The 14,864-nt window shown below is 49.7% G+C and carries 13 protein-coding genes; 4 read left to right on the forward strand and 9 right to left on the reverse strand.

Annotation, left to right across the window (positions count from 1 at the left end; all coding sequences use genetic code 11):
• From GGC63_RS32250 to GGC63_RS32265, 4 genes are all read left to right on the forward strand, one after another.
• A complete protein-coding gene (locus GGC63_RS32250) occupies positions 1-729 on the forward strand; it encodes a glycosyltransferase family 2 protein (RefSeq protein WP_192705769.1) in 729 nt (242 codons plus the stop codon).
• Between the two features lie 132 nt (positions 730-861).
• On the forward strand, positions 862-1,149 hold the full coding sequence (locus GGC63_RS32255; RefSeq protein ID WP_192705770.1) for a nucleoside-diphosphate sugar epimerase: 288 nt from the start codon (positions 862-864) through the stop codon (positions 1,147-1,149).
• A gap of 29 nt (positions 1,150-1,178) precedes the next feature.
• Complete coding sequence (locus GGC63_RS32260; RefSeq protein ID WP_079909945.1) at positions 1,179-1,517, forward strand: hypothetical protein; 339 nt, start codon at positions 1,179-1,181, stop codon at positions 1,515-1,517.
• Positions 1,514-1,813: a hypothetical protein gene (locus GGC63_RS32265; RefSeq protein ID WP_079909944.1), complete on the forward strand. Its 300-nt coding sequence runs from the start codon at positions 1,514-1,516 to the stop codon at positions 1,811-1,813. Before GGC63_RS32260 ends, GGC63_RS32265 begins: the two co-directional genes overlap by 4 nt.
• A gap of 220 nt (positions 1,814-2,033) precedes the next feature.
• Here GGC63_RS32265 and GGC63_RS32270 read toward each other — a convergent pair whose 3' ends face one another.
• The 9 genes from GGC63_RS32270 to GGC63_RS32310 all read right to left on the reverse strand — a co-directional run bounded on the left by GGC63_RS32270 (position 2,034) and on the right by GGC63_RS32310 (position 14,426).
• Complete coding sequence (locus GGC63_RS32270; RefSeq protein ID WP_192705771.1) at positions 2,034-3,788, reverse strand: DUF4214 domain-containing protein; 1,755 nt, start codon at positions 3,786-3,788, stop codon at positions 2,034-2,036.
• 26 nt (positions 3,789-3,814) lie between these two features.
• Positions 3,815-5,089: a glycosyltransferase family 4 protein gene (locus GGC63_RS32275; protein ID WP_225948652.1), complete on the reverse strand. Its 1,275-nt coding sequence runs from the start codon at positions 5,087-5,089 to the stop codon at positions 3,815-3,817.
• A 78-nt stretch (positions 5,090-5,167) separates the two neighbouring features.
• Positions 5,168-6,115, reverse strand: a complete 948-nt coding sequence (locus GGC63_RS32280; protein ID WP_192705772.1) for a GDP-mannose 4,6-dehydratase — start codon at positions 6,113-6,115, stop codon at positions 5,168-5,170.
• A 17-nt stretch (positions 6,116-6,132) separates the two neighbouring features.
• On the reverse strand, positions 6,133-7,143 hold the full coding sequence (locus GGC63_RS32285; RefSeq protein ID WP_192705773.1) for a mannose-1-phosphate guanylyltransferase: 1,011 nt from the start codon (positions 7,141-7,143) through the stop codon (positions 6,133-6,135).
• A gap of 78 nt (positions 7,144-7,221) precedes the next feature.
• Positions 7,222-8,055: a dTDP-4-dehydrorhamnose reductase family protein gene (locus GGC63_RS32290; RefSeq protein ID WP_192705774.1), complete on the reverse strand. Its 834-nt coding sequence runs from the start codon at positions 8,053-8,055 to the stop codon at positions 7,222-7,224.
• A gap of 199 nt (positions 8,056-8,254) precedes the next feature.
• Positions 8,255-8,503, reverse strand: coding sequence for a hypothetical protein (locus tag GGC63_RS32295; protein ID WP_192705775.1), 249 nt, complete (start codon positions 8,501-8,503; stop codon positions 8,255-8,257).
• 40 nt (positions 8,504-8,543) lie between these two features.
• Positions 8,544-9,704, reverse strand: coding sequence for a glycosyltransferase (locus GGC63_RS32300; RefSeq protein ID WP_192705776.1), 1,161 nt, complete (start codon positions 9,702-9,704; stop codon positions 8,544-8,546).
• A 469-nt stretch (positions 9,705-10,173) separates the two neighbouring features.
• The gene (locus GGC63_RS32305) at positions 10,174-13,653 is read right to left on the reverse strand and encodes a response regulator (RefSeq protein ID WP_192705777.1); all 3,480 of its coding nucleotides are present in this window, start codon (positions 13,651-13,653) and stop codon (positions 10,174-10,176) included.
• 53 nt (positions 13,654-13,706) lie between these two features.
• On the reverse strand, positions 13,707-14,426 hold the full coding sequence (locus GGC63_RS32310) for a response regulator transcription factor (protein WP_079909936.1): 720 nt from the start codon (positions 14,424-14,426) through the stop codon (positions 13,707-13,709).
• Between the last annotated feature and the right edge of the window lie 438 nt (positions 14,427-14,864).

Here is a 14,864-nt window from a genome sequence, read left to right on the forward strand (position 1 = left end):
ATGCAAATGACCAGCATCATTATACCGAACTATAACGGGCTTCACTTGCTGAAGCCTTGTATTGCATCCATTCGGGAGCACATCAGCACGGCGTACGAAATTATTGTGGTGGATAACGGCTCGAATGACGGCTCCGTCCAGTACTGCATTCAGGAAAAGCTCAAGCTGATTTCCCTCCCCTTCAACCGCGGATTTCCCGCTGCCTGCAATTTCGGTCTTCGCATTGCCGTCGGGGATGCGCTGCTTCTCTTGAACAACGATACGCTATTTACCAAGCGAGCACTGGACCATATGCTGAGATGCCTTTACAGCTCCAGCGATATCGGCATTGTCGGACCTGTCACCAACTATGCGAGCGGAAAGCAGCAAATTACAGAGCCTTTTACTAACGTGACCGATATGGCGGAACGGTACAATCAGCCTGACTCGACGAAATGGCAGCCTACGGAGCGAGTTGTCGGACTATGCTTCTTATTCAAGCGGGAGCTAATGAATCGAATTGGCCTCCTGGATGAACGATTCTCGCCAGGACACTTGGAAGACGACGATTATTGCTATCGTGCCCGGCAAGCGGGATTTCGGCTCATGATTGCCGGAGATGCGTTTATCTTCCACCATGGAAGCGCAAGCTTCCAGAAGCAGAGCCAGGAATCGGTCCAGGAGCTGCTGGAACGCAACTACACTAAATTTATCGATAAATGGGGTGTAGACCCCCGCACCTTCCTATAAGGCGGGGGCTGCCTCTGGACCAACGGCCATGAAATTTTTTTGCAGCTGTCATGCGGTAGGCGGATGCCGTGATTTAGCGGTATCCATCCGCATATGTTATGGTGGAAATCTATATGGGAAGGAGGGCAAGGAATGCAGCGGCAAATCGATGCTATCATTGACTATATGTCCATTTCTCAGCTGGAAATGGCCAAAATACTTGATGCCGAGCGCCATATCGCCGTGCTCGCCGGACAATTTATTCATGACATTTCGCATGAAAACCCTTCTTTCGGAGATATAGAATCACTGACGGACCATTCGCTCAATGTAACGAAAAATATAGCCGCCTACCTTAACAGCCTGGCCGATTTAACGGATGCCTTGGGCGATAATCTGATTTTGGTACTAAAAGAAGTTGACTTACCCGATGAAGAATAGCCTATATTCAAGGAAAGCGAGGGTTAGCTTTGAGCAGAACGGACTCTTACCACAGGCTGCTGCAATCGTCAGCAAGCTTTCAAAAAAATATTTCCTTAATATTGGAGGCCAAAGCGCATGAAGCCGCCCGCTCCAGCCGATGGATGTGCACCCATCTGACCTCCTCGCATTTAGGCGATCACAACGATCAAGTAAAGCGCACTATCGAAATCCACGAGCAGCTGCTCGAAGTGATTGACGGCTTAACGAAGATGGAGCAGGCATTGACCAAAAATTTGCAGGCTATATTAGGAGATAGCAATGAGGACGGCAATTCAGGGGAAATTTCGGGTGATTTTAACGACTTCTTCGGAGGCAGCTCCAGATGAGGCGCCAAGAGGAAGACTTGCAAATAAAGCTTAAGCTTCACATACTGGAATCCTTGGCCCGCAGCCAGCGCGCCTTGGCCGTCATGATGGAGAGTATGTCAGAGGTCGTAAAAGACTCTCAGGATATAGCCAAGGGGCTTGCCGAGCAGATCGAATCGATCAGCCGGTACCAGCGTGAAATCGCCGTAAAGATGATTGGAGTGAAAATCCGAAGAAAGAAACGGAGCAAGCCGGTTAAGCCCTGGCTTAACCGAAAGCTTCGCCGGTTCCGGCCGACTATTTCCCTTACGAGATAGTCGGCCTCCTGCGCTCAGATGAAACAAATAACCTCACTAAGCCATCCATGCTGCTGAACCACAGGGAATAGAAATGGGGCTTGAGAAAATTACCTGGGGCGCAGCGTTTGCGTTTGATTCAGGTAATTTGCAGGAGGAATCAAATTGTATACATGCAGCTGCGGGCAAAAAAGAGCGTGTCGCCCTTAATCGGGACTAGCCACGCTCCTCTTTCCATTCTTTAATATCCCATTTGAATAGCTGAAATGACAGCATAATATTCGTTGGCCACATCCGTCCATTTTCGATTCAGCATGCTCTGTAACGCCTGCTTCTGCCGTAAAACCAGCGGATTCCTGTTCCAGACGAGCTGCCGGATTGCCGTCTCCATCTCCGCAACGTCATAAGGATTAAAGGTAATCAGAGCATAATGATCGCTGACAACCTCATTAATGACTTCCAGTCTGCTGGTCGCCACCGGGGTGTCCATAACCAGGGATTCCAGGATAGGGAACGGACAGCTACCTTCGAATAGAGTAGGAACAATGGTACCAAATGCATATTTATATAGGGACGGAATATCGTGTGAAGGCAGCCGCCCTATGAAGTTCACGCTGCTTCTTGCCTCAGCATCCGTGCAGCGCTGCAGGGCGGCTGCCATTGCGCCCTCCAAGGGCCTGTCATGCTGCTGATCGGTCAAAACCAAGCGGAGCTGTGAGCTCTTGCCGTCCGGGGATTGTTTGTAGCGAAGAAAGGCTTCGATGAGACGGTCATGGTTCTTATGCAGGCGCACAACAGACGGAAACGTAATGTACGGTCCATATAGCTTATATTTTAACCGGAACTCCAGCTCCGGAGTAATTCCGAAGGAGGCATACTCCTCTGAAGGTGCGGCAAGACGAATCACATGCATCTTATGAAACGGCAGCTTCAAAAATTGCATTCCTTCATGATCCCGCGTAAAGTTGGAGTTGAAAACGACCTTTCTGGCTTTATCGGCCATTCTATATACAATATTGTCCAGACTCTGGCAAAACACAGGCTGCTCTCTGTAGTACTCGTTCCTAAAGTGCATGTATACCAAATCGTGTACGCACAAAACAAAGGGCTTATGCAGCTCTAAAGCCAGCTCCATGCCGATATATGGCACCACCCAAACATCCACCGGGATATGGTGGTTCAGCCACTCCATGGAAGGAAATTTATGAACGAAGACCCGTCCCGGGTAGAGGGCCTTCAGCTTCCGGTAAGCCCGCTCCAGATCCAGATAGTTATTTTCCCTTACTGCAACATGAATAATAATATCAGGATGATGCAACAGCCCTTCAATCAACCGCATGCTGAAACGCCCAATGCCTTCACCGTCAAGCAGCTTCCCAATCGTCTGGGTATATCCCATAAATATGCCTACCTGCTTCGCGGGAAGCCCGCTCCCCGCGATCGGAACCGGCTGTACAGGTGTATTAGGCATGACGGAGGTCTCCCCAGGCGGCAGGGGGGCCGCCATCAAGGTAAGAAATTCCGAAGAGGTCAAAAAGCTCATAATAAACATCATTCTCGGGACGCCCTGTGCCAGATGCTGCAAATGGACCTGCATGCCGCCCGGATCCGGACTGCGGTATAAAAACTCGTAATACAGAGCTTCTATAAACTGGGGGCCGTCGGCTAAGAAAAATTGGTTGACAATACTGGCCAAGGTGATGTCCTGATGCCCTGGCGGATTAGGGAAACCGAACAAGCGCTCGGCCTCCCCGTTTTGAATCAATGCAGTCAATAAATTCAGCTTTTGTGTCCCTTGCGCGAGAAGCTGCATGTAGTACTGAAGCTCATGGCCATGCGGTTCCCTATGAAGCAGCTGCGAGTACAAGACCCATATAAATGCTTCCCCCTCCAGCCGAAGCAGCGCATGAATGACTCTGACTATGCGATAGTGATTTCCTTGCTGGAGAGTCCGTTTAAACTGTTCGGAGCTCTGTCTTAATCCCATCACATCCATCGAATCGATCTCCCTTACTCAGTGTACTATTGAATTAAACCTAGATGGATCAGCCGCTTTTTCACCATTTGGCCAACAACTTGGGGGGAGTACTGGGATCGGATCGTATGCTGCCCGTTCTCGGCAATCATTTGCCTCCATTCCGGATGCGTGACCAGTCTGCGCATATACTCTACCGCATGGTCGATATCCGGCTCCGCCCATTTTTGATGCGCTTCATAAGGCCCCCAATATTCCCCGACGTCTACCAGTTTATAATTGACCGCGCAGGAATTTCCGGGATGCATGAAGTCGGTGTTGCCGGACCAGTTGGTGCCAATAACCGGTTTGCCCAAATACATCGCCTCGGCCAGACCCAGCCCGAAGCCTTCCGAACGGTGCAGCGAAACAAAGCAATCGACGCATTGAAGCAGCGAATTCACTTCGAGCCGGGTCATGGTCCGGTCCAGAAGGATGATGTTGTGATGTCCTGCCGCCGCCTGCCTCAGCAGATCAAGCTCGCCCGGCTTCGATTCAGGATTGTTGACCTTGATGACCAGGGCCACGCCGGCTTCATGGTCAAACGCCCGCTTAAAGGCTTCTATTGCCGCCAAAGGATTTTTTCGTTTGTGATAGCTCTGCGTATCGTACATGGAGCAGAACAAAAAGCGGCCATGAGGCAGGCCAAAATAGTCACGATTCAGCTCCGCCTGATACCCGACTTCAATGCCGTGCGGTATTCTGACAACCGGGACCTTGGATTTCATAGAGACACTGTCAAGGACGAAGGTTGAAGGAACCCACACTTCCTGCACGACATCGAAGCCCTTGCAGTACACTCTCGGATACTCGGGCAGCTCCCAATGCCAGTAGCCTATATTGTATTTGTTCCTTGTCACGCGGTCGCCAAAATGTCTGGCCGCCCGCTTGATCATATCCCCGTTAATATGGAAAATATTCGTGTTATACACCGCTTTGTCCATTTCCTTATAGGACCAGGTTGTATCTTCCGTACGAACATCATGCTTCGCTTTGTAATTCATGATGCCAAAGGGGATATCCGTATTGACGAGAGCCCTGGCCCCAAGGCGCGCCGATTCCCCTATCCCCGTCTCCGCCCGAATGAAGCCTATCAGGTTAACCCCTCTAATAGAAGCGGAGAACGGCGACTTAAGACTTGGTCTGCCCTGCTTTGGTTTCGGCCATTTTTTCAGTCCGAACACTTTACGCTTGGCCGGCTGCCGTTTGCGCAATCGAATCCATTTGACCCGTTTGCCCGCCGCCGTTTTTTTGACCGCGCCTGCCATCTTTCGTGCTTTCATCGCTCGCCCTCCCAATCTCTGCATAGTGAAAAACGGAAGTAAGTCTGCTATTAGGGATAAAACAGCCTTGCTGCACGGTTATGGCTGCATTCTCCAATAATTCAGCAAATCCTCCAGCGTTTGGTCAAACGGTATTTCCGGCTTCCAGCCCGTTTGCTGATGAAATTTGGTGTAGTCACCTAGCAAGATCTCCACATCCGAAGGGCGCAGGCGCGACTCGTCTTCCTTGATTTCAATTTGCACCTTGCTGAGAGCCAGCAGTTTATTCAATACCTCTTGTATGGTATAGCACTTGCCGGATGCGATATTATAGGTTTCTCCCGGCACTCCTTTGTTTACGGCAAGCCAGTAAGCTCTCACAATATCTCTTACGTCCGTAAAATCCCGTTTGGCCTGAAGATTGCCGACGTACAGCACAGGCGGCTTTTTCCCTTTTTCGATATCAGCGATTTGCTTGGAAAAATTCGAGGTGACGAAGTTCTCCCCCCGGCGGGGTCCCGTATGATTAAAGGTGCGGGTCAGCACGACGTTCAGCCCATAGCTTTTGTTGTACTGATATCCGAGAAACTCCTGCGTCACTTTGCTGACGGCGTAAGGGCTTAACGGACGAAGCGGGTTGGTTTCCTTAATCGGCACCTCATGCGGCTCCACATGGCCGTATTCCTCGCTGGAGCAAGCAATCTGTATTTTGCAGTCCAGATTGGAGCGTCTCACCGCTTCGAATATATTGACCTGGCTTGCAACGTTATTATGAATCGTATCCATAGGCGAATTCCAGGAGGTCGGGACAAAGCTTTGGGCAGCCAGATGAAAGATCAGATCCGGCTTAACGTCATGGATTAGGCTCTCTACCGAAAACGGGTCTCTAAGCTCACACTCCACGAGGCGAATGTCCTTCAAATGCTTGATGTGATCCAATCGGCTTCTTTGCCGGATTGTGCCGATGACTTCAATTTGATTAGCCAGCAAATATTCCGCCATATGACTGCCGACAAACCCGGATATTCCCGTAACTAACACTCTCATAGAAGTAGGGTCCTCCTTTAGTATTCCAGTAGTTTCAGCACATCTTTAATTTGCTGCTCCTGGGATTTATGACACACCAGCAGCCCATCGGGCGTAGACACTATGATGACGTCCTTGATGCCGATAACCACCGTTTTATGGTCTTCCGTGTAGATGATGCTGTTCTCCGTATAAGTGGCGCTGACGTCCCCCATCACGATATTTCCTTTGGAGTCCTTCTCAAAAATACGCTCCAGCGAAGTCCAGGAGCCCACATCATCCCACTCGAAATGGACAGGGATCGTATAGATGGTCGTTGCCTTTTCCAGGATCGCATAGTCGATCGAGATTTTGGGCAGACGGTGATAAACCTTCTCCCAATCGCCGCCGCAGCTGGACAGCAGCACCCACATCTCTTTTTGAAATTTGGTCATATAATAGGCAATCGTCGAAGGCTTCCAAACAAAGATGCCGCTGTTCCAATACATGTTTTTTTGTTGAAACAGTTGTACCGCTTTATCCAGCGGAGGCTTTTCAATAAAAGCCTTGGCCAGTACGGCTCCCCCGCTATCAGGCTCCTCCGTCTCGATATAGCCGTATCCGGTTTCCGGCCTCGTCGGTACGATTCCCAGGGTGACGATGGAATGACCGTTCTCGGCAACGGCTTCGGCTTGAAGCAGCGCTTCCCATAGTCGTTTATCGTCGGGGATATATTGATCCGAGGGGGTTGTCACAAGCACCTCATTTTCCCCCTTGGTCATAAAATGCAGCGCTGACAGCGCAATGCAAGGTCCTGTATCCTTCGGCTCAGGCTCCAGCAGGATCTGGGCTAGGTCCAGATCGGGAAGCTGCTCCTTGACCGTTGCGCTGTACTCGCGTGTCGTCAGTATATAGATGGAGGCTTTCGGTACCCATTGGGCGAATCTGCGATATGATTGCTGCAGCATGGTTTCCTCAGAGGTTAATGAGAGAAACTGTTTTGGCTTGCGCTTTACGCTTCGGGGCCAGAAGCGGGTACCTTGCCCCCCTGCCATAATGACAATTTTCATTGTGCTGTCCTCCTTAGAAAAGCAAAACTCCCTTCGTAAAGCATCTGCCGGGTTTGGTTGGAGAACCCCGCATTAGCCTTACCCCCCGCTCCGCATCCAATCTCGCAGCTCCGTCAACATAACCGAGTATGGCGCCACTTGATAACCGACGTCCCGGCGCGTGCTTCTGAGCGTCCGGTCCAATTCCACTGCATCGTTAGGCTGTATCCGGATGTCCGATCGGCCGAACAAACGCTTGATGGATAACAGCAAATCATATTTGCTGATCTTCTCCGGGGCCGTCAGATGAAGAATCCCGTTCAATCGCCGTCCATGCTCCAGGACAAAATGAATGAATTTGGCCAGCTCCAGCGAGGTTATCCCGTTCCATGGCACATTGACGAACCCTCGGACTTCCTTTTGCCGTAAAAACCAGTCAAAAAGACCGATCCCGTTTCCGCCCTCCGGTCCAATGAGAGATACCCGAATCGTCAGATGGGAGGAATCACGAATTTCACCTAATGCCTTGGTTTTGGCATACACGGAGGTTCCCTCAGGAACATGCCTTTCCTCGTAATCCCCTCTGGTTCCCGAGAAAACACCGTCGGTGCTCAAATGAATCAAGCGAATGGTTCGCTCCTTTGCCAGCTTGGCTAGCTGATGAGGCAGCAGGCCGTTCACCCGGTACGCGGTAATCTCATGCAATCGGGCCATGTCATTGATAATACTCGTTCCATTCACGATAACGTCCGGGGCTACGATGTCCACTAATTTTTCAACCATAACTTCATCCGTCGGGTCCAAAAACAGCCCCTTCCGTTCCCGCCCCTTGAGCTTGGTTGTATAATAAACTTCATATGAGGTCTGTTTGTACAAATAAGGAACCAGAACGCGGCCAGCGATCTCTTCACCGCCAATGACCAATATTCTCATAACTTCAGCTTCCTTCTCCAAGTCAGGGCTTCCTGCCGCCCTAAGCAAAACTCAAAGCTTATAACGTCTTTCCAACTTTAGAATGGATGCGTGATGCGTGTCGGTTAAGTACAATATATTACATAGGCAACTACTGCGTAACGTCGCATGTCCCTGTGTTAATGTACAAATTACCTTAGCCGCCATCTCCAATTCGGTTTTATTGCCCCTCTTTAAGACCTTGGGCAAAACCGGCGTTAAACCCCTCGTTGTACTTTTGGTCAAATGCCTCATTGTACGCCTGACGGTATGTCTTTTTTAACGGAACCTCTCTTACGGGCCTATGCCTTTTCCTCCTGGCAGCAGGAGCGGGGCGTTTCACTTTCCTTTTCACTCGAGGTCTCGCTACCGGTTTTCTTATCCGCTTCTTTACCTGCTTTTTGATAGCGCGCGTTTTTTGTTTTCGCATGATGTTCTCCCCTCCTATGGATTGCAAATGGAATGATTCATTATGCGGAATAATAGGATTTGAACGCTTCATAAAATACGGCGATATACTGTTTGGCTATATCGTCCCAGGATGCGGACGGATCGTTCATCCCTGCTATTGCCGAATTCCTATAGTGATCATAGTGCCCCGCCAGATGCTCTAACGCCCTGGTAATGGAATCGGGCGACTCCGGATCAAACCATACGACATCCGCGCTCCGGTTGGATAAATGCTCCCGCATCACCGGGATATCCGAGCATAGGACTGGCACTCCCAAAGTTAGTGCTTCTTCTACCGGATAGCTTCCCCCTCCCTCCGAAAGGCTTGGCATAATGAGGGCATATGCATTTTTAATCACAGGGGCGACATAGGAATCAGGCACTAGCCCCAGCGGATAGATGTCTTTTAACGGCTTCAAACCGAGTCTGTGGATCAGGGAAATAAGTGTTGATTGATACGGGGCATCAGGCCAATTGGGCGGCGTCATTCCAAGCTTCTCCGTACCATATCCGAACAATACTAAAGGATGCTGATGCCTATTGGCCCATCCATTGTATCCTAGCAGCAAGTTATAGTGGTTTTTATGCGGGGATGTGTTAGCCGGGTAGACAAAGTAAGGAAAGGGCAGCATCGTTGCCAGCGATGCATTCAAGGCCGGATCTACGGTAGGCTTCATCGGCAAAATGGCATGACGGATAATGGCAGCCGACCGGCACTTTTCTCCGAAATGAGCTATGATTCTGGACTTTACATGCTCTGAAGGGACAACGACTTTGGCACTGCGCTCGAACCAAACGGCATATTGCTGCCAATGGGCTCTAATGACGGAGCCCCCGACGAACGGGGGAGCAAAATCCAGAATCGTGGCATCGTGAAACGTACAAACCACAGGCTTCTTGACGTCGACAAACTGTGGACCGTGGGGCCAAAACGCATAGACAACATGGCAATCCCGCAAATATGGATGGTTCGGATCGCTGCGAATGTCCTGTTCCTCATAATGAATCTCAATATTGTTATATTCCCTCATCTGGATGCGATCCTTGAACCCGGTTTGCGCGGAGATCACAACCCGAACCAATTGAATATTCGGCTGTCGCGCAATTGCGGTAACCAGATTGGCCAGCAGCCTGCAGCCCCCGCCAACGGAAACCATAGAGCTCCATATTAATATTCTCATCACAATGTTCCTCTCTTCTGCCACTGCTTATTTCAAAGAGCATAGCAGGAGCTTATTGCGGAAATACCTAGTGATAACATATGCGTTAGCCTTTATCACCTAATGGACGCTTATCTTGGATTCCCAAAAAAGGCGGATGCCCTTGGAAAAAAAGAGCCTCTACGGAGTAGAGGCTCAGATTGTAGAGAAACTTATAAGGCTTGAACTATTGCTAATATACTACGGTGGGGTATGCCCCTCCAGCCAGGCTTCCGAAGCAGGCTTTGCTACACAAAGCCCATAGCTGTTGAAACCCGTGAAAGGGATCAGATTTAGTGGTATTTTCACGGGTTTCAAAGGCGGACGTAAACTCTTCCGAGGAATACCCCACCTCCATATTTAGCAAAGTTCTCACAAAACTAGGTTTCTCGACAGACTCAGCCTCTACAAAGTAGAGGCTGCGGGTGAACTAATAGTAAGGAAAGTCCCGCTAAGGGCCATCAGGAGAATGAAGCGTTGAATGAACGGAGACAAGCAGCTGCTTCAAGCTGCTCTCTACCTCCTCCATAGCCTTCTTCAGCGAGAGGGGATCGACATCGCCTGTTGCCAGCAGCACGGTTTCCAGCCTGCCTGCGGCGGTCTCCAGCTGCCCTGCGGCAAGATTGCCTGCAGCCCCTTTGAGCGTATGAACAAGCCGCAGCGCTTCGTTGTCTCTGCCCTCTTCCACTGCCTGCTGAAACTGGGTATGAAAATCGACATAATCCCGCTCGAACGTTTTTAACATCTGTATAAATATAGAAAGCTTGCCGTTCAACCGGTTGATGACTTTTCTCACGTCAATTCCTTCCACGCTAGGTAAGGCAGATTCCGCCTCCTGACCGGAATAAGGACGGCGCTCTGAAGGCCGGCCGGAATCTCTGAGCCATTTGCGAAGCGTTGCAAACATGGCCTCGGGTTCAAGCGGCTTCGTAATAATATCGTTCATTCCAAGCCGAACATAGTGTTCATGGTCATTCCGCATGACGTTGGCTGTCATTGCAATAATCGGAATGTGGTCATAGCGGGGGTTGCGGCGAATCATCTCCGTCGTTTCGCAGCCATCCATCTCCGGCATATGAATATCCATCAGCACAAGGTCCCAATCGGATTCCTCAAGCTTGATCATAGCTTCCTTTCCGTTGCCGGCAATTTCCACCTCATAACCATGCTGCTGCAGCATCTCGCAGGCGACCTGCTGATTAATCTCATGGTCTTCCACCAGCAAGATTTGCTTCGCTTTGGGCAATAACGGCTTATGCTCCGATGGCCCTAACGATGTCTCCTGATGATCGATAGTGGCAGCAAAGCGGGTCAACGACGCCTCCAGGGTTCGGAACAGCTCCGGCCGGGTGAATGGCTTCAAAATAATCCCGTCGGGCCGATCCTCTTCCGGCATCCCCAGCATCTCTTCCCTGCCGAATACGGTCGTCATGGCTAAGGTAATGATCCCTGCATCCGAAGCTGCCTTGTGAAAACCTCTCCATGTCTCCTGCCCGTACATATCCGGCATCTCCATATCCATAATAGCAATATGGCATCCAGCTTCCCGCGGGTTGTCCCGCTGCAGTCTCGCATATGCTTCCTTCCATGAAGGAATGAAATAAGGCTTCATACCGAAGGAAAGAAGCATGCCGCACATATGCTCCCGCATGGCCGGGCTGTCCTCGACAACCCATACTACCGGCTCCCCGGCATGGGCAAGTCTGTATTGGACCATACCGGATTGTTTGGATCGTTTGAAACGCACTGTAAAATGGAACGAACTTCCGACGCCGAATTCGCTGTCTACCTCCAGCGTTCCTCCCATTTTCTCGATTAAATAACTGGATATAACCAGGCCTAGGCCCGTTCCGCCATATTTTCGACTGGTAGACCCGTCCGCCTGAGTAAAGGGCTCAAACAAATGGTCCAGTTGCTCCTTAGTGATGCCAATCCCGGTATCATTCACGCTAAATCTCAGCTGCACCGAATCCGGAAGCTCCTCCAGGATCTCAATGCGTACCGTAACGTGGCCTCTGGGAGTAAATTTTACGGCGTTGCTGCATAAATTCAGCAGCACCTGCTCCAGGCGAAGCGGGTCGCCTATGAGTCCGTTAGGCATTCGCTCCGGTGTTTCCATAATCAGCTCAAACTGCTCTTTACCGCCCAGAAACACGCTTATCGTCTCTGACAGCTTCTGAATGCAGTCTTCAGGGTGAAAAATGGTTTGATCCAGCTCGAATTTCCCTGCCTCCATTTTGGAAAAATCCAGGATATCATTAATGATTCGCAGCAGAGTTTGAGCCGAGTTGGTTATATTTCGCAAATAATCGTTTTGAATATCGTTCAATTCCGTTTTTTGCATCAGCTGAGACAGCCCGATAATTCCGTTGAGCGGGGTTCGAATTTCGTGGCTCATCCGGGCGAGAAACGCGCCTTTGGCCGAATCCGCTTCCTCCGCCGCAAGCTTTGCCTGCAAGAGCTCCTCCCGCATCCGGACCTGTTCGGTTATATCCCGGGAAATCGCAACAACACCGATAAAACGCCCTTCACGGTCCCTGACTCCGTTAGAGTTATGAGATACGGCGACACGGGAGCCGTCCTTGCGGATAAAATACCAATCCCGGTCATAAGAAAATTGTATATTTCTTAGCTCTCTAAACACCGAGAGGTCAGGGGGCACGGACCGTCCGAGTCGTTTCGTCAGCTGCACGGACAGCTCCTTGATCTGCTCCGGATCATGAAACAATAGAGGGGTTTCTTTGTTCAGAACCTCTTCCGCCGTATAACCCAGCAGCTTCTCGGCCGATTTGCTGAAATAGTTAATTTTATAATTTGAATCCAACGAGATGATAGCAAAATCATTCTGATTAATAATAGCCTCCAGTCGTTCGAACAGGCCCTTCAGCTGGACCATCATCCCATTGACCGACCGGGCCAGAGTGCTGATTTCATCCTCATTGTCGACCTCGATAGGAGGTATGTCAAATTGTCCTTCGGCAGCCTTGGCCGTGACGGATGTAATTTCTCTGATCCGCGTTATTTCACGGTTGAACAGCACTGTAATGAGCCACAGCATGACAATCTCCAACACCATAATGGTGAGCACCGTTTTGACCAGCAGCGCATTAAGCGGTTTCTCAAATTCCTGAATGGGGACCTGAAGCACCATGTGCCAGGGTGTTCCCAAGATGGAGGTATAAAAGATCAGCTGCTCCTCCGTGCCTTTAACCGTCTCAGTATAACCGTATTCGTTGGTCAGTATCTCACTCATGATTTCCTTCAAAGGGGAGTCGGCATGTCTAATATTGGCATATCCCTGCATCCAGGCGTCCGGGTGATAAATAATCGTTCCATCCCGGGTAAACATCATGATCGTATCCGCACTCCCGACTCTAAAGTCGGTATGAAGCTTAAGGGAAGATTCCACCGACATTAGGGCACTCAAGATACCTATCATCTGTTCGTCATCCCCGTAGACCGGTACTTGAAGCGTAAACATCATACCGCCGCCCGGCGGGGATCCCCGAAACACATCCGATACTACGCTGCTCCCATGGATCACCTTCTGGAAGGTTGAGGTAGAGCTTATGTTCATCACCTCTCCTGAAGTTAAGGTCAGCGAACCGTCGAGCCCGGCAAAGCCAAGATCGTAAAACACGCCCTTCGACCGCTCGACTTCCTTTCGTAAATAATCCATTCGTTCTGACGGGCTTCCATCCCGTATTTGATTCGTTCTGCTCATTACCTCGACTTCCGCCAGCTTGGTTTCGATCCAGGCAGACAAATTATAGGACCGGGACAGTACCTTGGCCGTCGCATTTTGCTGAAGCGCATTCACAATTTGCTGCTTTGCGGTTCTGTAGCTGCTGATCCCTATGAATAATAAAGAGATACTCGTTATTATGGATACAAGAATCATCATTTTGTTTCGAATCGATAAACGTCTCATGAGCGCTCCTTTTGCCGGATAGAATGTAAAACAAAAACTCCTAAGGAGGTTCCTTAAGAGTTGCCCATATACTTATACCCGATCCCCCACACGGTCTTGATCAATTTGGGCTCCTTCGGGTCCTGCTCAATTTTTTTACGCAAGTTGGCAATGTGTACGTCGATAGAGCGGTCGTTCACAAAGGAATCAATCCCTCTTAAAGCATTGATCAGCTCATCCCTGCTGAATACCTTTTCCTTGTTCGCAACAAAAAGCTTCATGATTTCAAATTCGGAATAGGTCGTCTCGACAAAGGCTCCGTTCACATAGATTGCTCTGCGCTCATGATCCATCGTTACGGGCTCCCCGTCCTCATACACCGCCCCTGCTGCAATCGCATGAACCGTGTCCATATCCGGCTGATGATACTGCATATGAGAGCGCCGGATTAAAGCCGCTACCCGGGCGGTCAGTTCCCTCATGCTGAACGGCTTGCATAAATAGTCGTCCGCTCCCGCCACCAGGGCGTCTACCCGATCCAAAACCTCCGTTTTCATGGATACGGCCAATATAGGTACGGTGGATACCTTGCGCACCTCCAGGCACAGCTCGATGCCGCTGATGTCCGGAAGCATGATATCCAATATGACAAGATCAGGAAGAAACCGTTCTAGAAAGAGCAAACCTTCCTTGCCGCTCTCCGCTCTTTCTACGGAGTACCCTTCTTCGGATAAATACATCGTCGACATTTCGCCGACCATTGGATCGTCTTCAATAACCAAAACCTTGTACATCCACGGGCCTCCTATAAGCAAACTGTTAAAAAAGTGTTAGGAAAATCAGCATTATTTTAATGACAGCTTTATATTTAATACACTCTTTTTTCGTATGATTTAGTTTTGCTGCTATATACCTTCTAGCACTACTACTAATATACTATATTAAGGAAATTTTCGTCTATTGCTGTTTAGAAATTGTGAAAAAAATGTTTATCGAAGCAGTTTCGGAGTTGTGCGACCGCGGTTAGCGGTTATTTTTGTCGCCAATAGGAAACACGTTCCCTTCCATTGCCTTCGATGAACTTAAGTTTCCTATGTGGTGGAAAAAATGTACACAGCAAAAAAAGCCAAGGCTTATGCCCAATATCATTAAGTTAAGGCTGAGGGCCAAGAATCAAAAAAAGAGCAGGTTATCGAAAAGATAGCCCGCTCTTTTTTTGTACGAAATAGAGA

It is taken from the genome of Paenibacillus sp. OAS669 (assembly GCF_014873645.1).
GTDB lineage: Bacteria > Bacillota > Bacilli > Paenibacillales > NBRC-103111 > Paenibacillus_S > Paenibacillus_S vulneris.

What these genes read in the sequence shown, in the direction of transcription:
- GGC63_RS32250 (WP_192705769.1), top strand. Translation starts at nt 1, where the DNA reads ATGCAAATGACCAGCATCATTATACCGAACTATAACGGGCTTCACTTG.
- GGC63_RS32255 (WP_192705770.1), top strand. Translation starts at nt 862, where the DNA reads ATGCAGCGGCAAATCGATGCTATCATTGACTATATGTCCATTTCTCAG.
- GGC63_RS32265 (WP_079909944.1), top strand. Translation starts at nt 1,514, where the DNA reads ATGAGGCGCCAAGAGGAAGACTTGCAAATAAAGCTTAAGCTTCACATA.
- GGC63_RS32270 (WP_192705771.1), bottom strand. Translation starts at nt 3,788, where the DNA reads ATGGATGTGATGGGATTAAGACAGAGCTCCGAACAGTTTAAACGGACT.
- GGC63_RS32275 (WP_225948652.1), bottom strand. Translation starts at nt 5,089, where the DNA reads ATGAAAGCACGAAAGATGGCAGGCGCGGTCAAAAAAACGGCGGCGGGC.
- GGC63_RS32280 (WP_192705772.1), bottom strand. Translation starts at nt 6,115, where the DNA reads ATGAGAGTGTTAGTTACGGGAATATCCGGGTTTGTCGGCAGTCATATG.
- GGC63_RS32285 (WP_192705773.1), bottom strand. Translation starts at nt 7,143, where the DNA reads ATGAAAATTGTCATTATGGCAGGGGGGCAAGGTACCCGCTTCTGGCCC.
- GGC63_RS32290 (WP_192705774.1), bottom strand. Translation starts at nt 8,055, where the DNA reads ATGAGAATATTGGTCATTGGCGGTGAAGAGATCGCTGGCCGCGTTCTG.
- GGC63_RS32295 (WP_192705775.1), bottom strand. Translation starts at nt 8,503, where the DNA reads ATGCGAAAACAAAAAACGCGCGCTATCAAAAAGCAGGTAAAGAAGCGG.
- GGC63_RS32300 (WP_192705776.1), bottom strand. Translation starts at nt 9,704, where the DNA reads ATGAGAATATTAATATGGAGCTCTATGGTTTCCGTTGGCGGGGGCTGC.
- GGC63_RS32305 (WP_192705777.1), bottom strand. Translation starts at nt 13,653, where the DNA reads ATGAGACGTTTATCGATTCGAAACAAAATGATGATTCTTGTATCCATA.
- GGC63_RS32310 (WP_079909936.1), bottom strand. Translation starts at nt 14,426, where the DNA reads ATGTACAAGGTTTTGGTTATTGAAGACGATCCAATGGTCGGCGAAATG.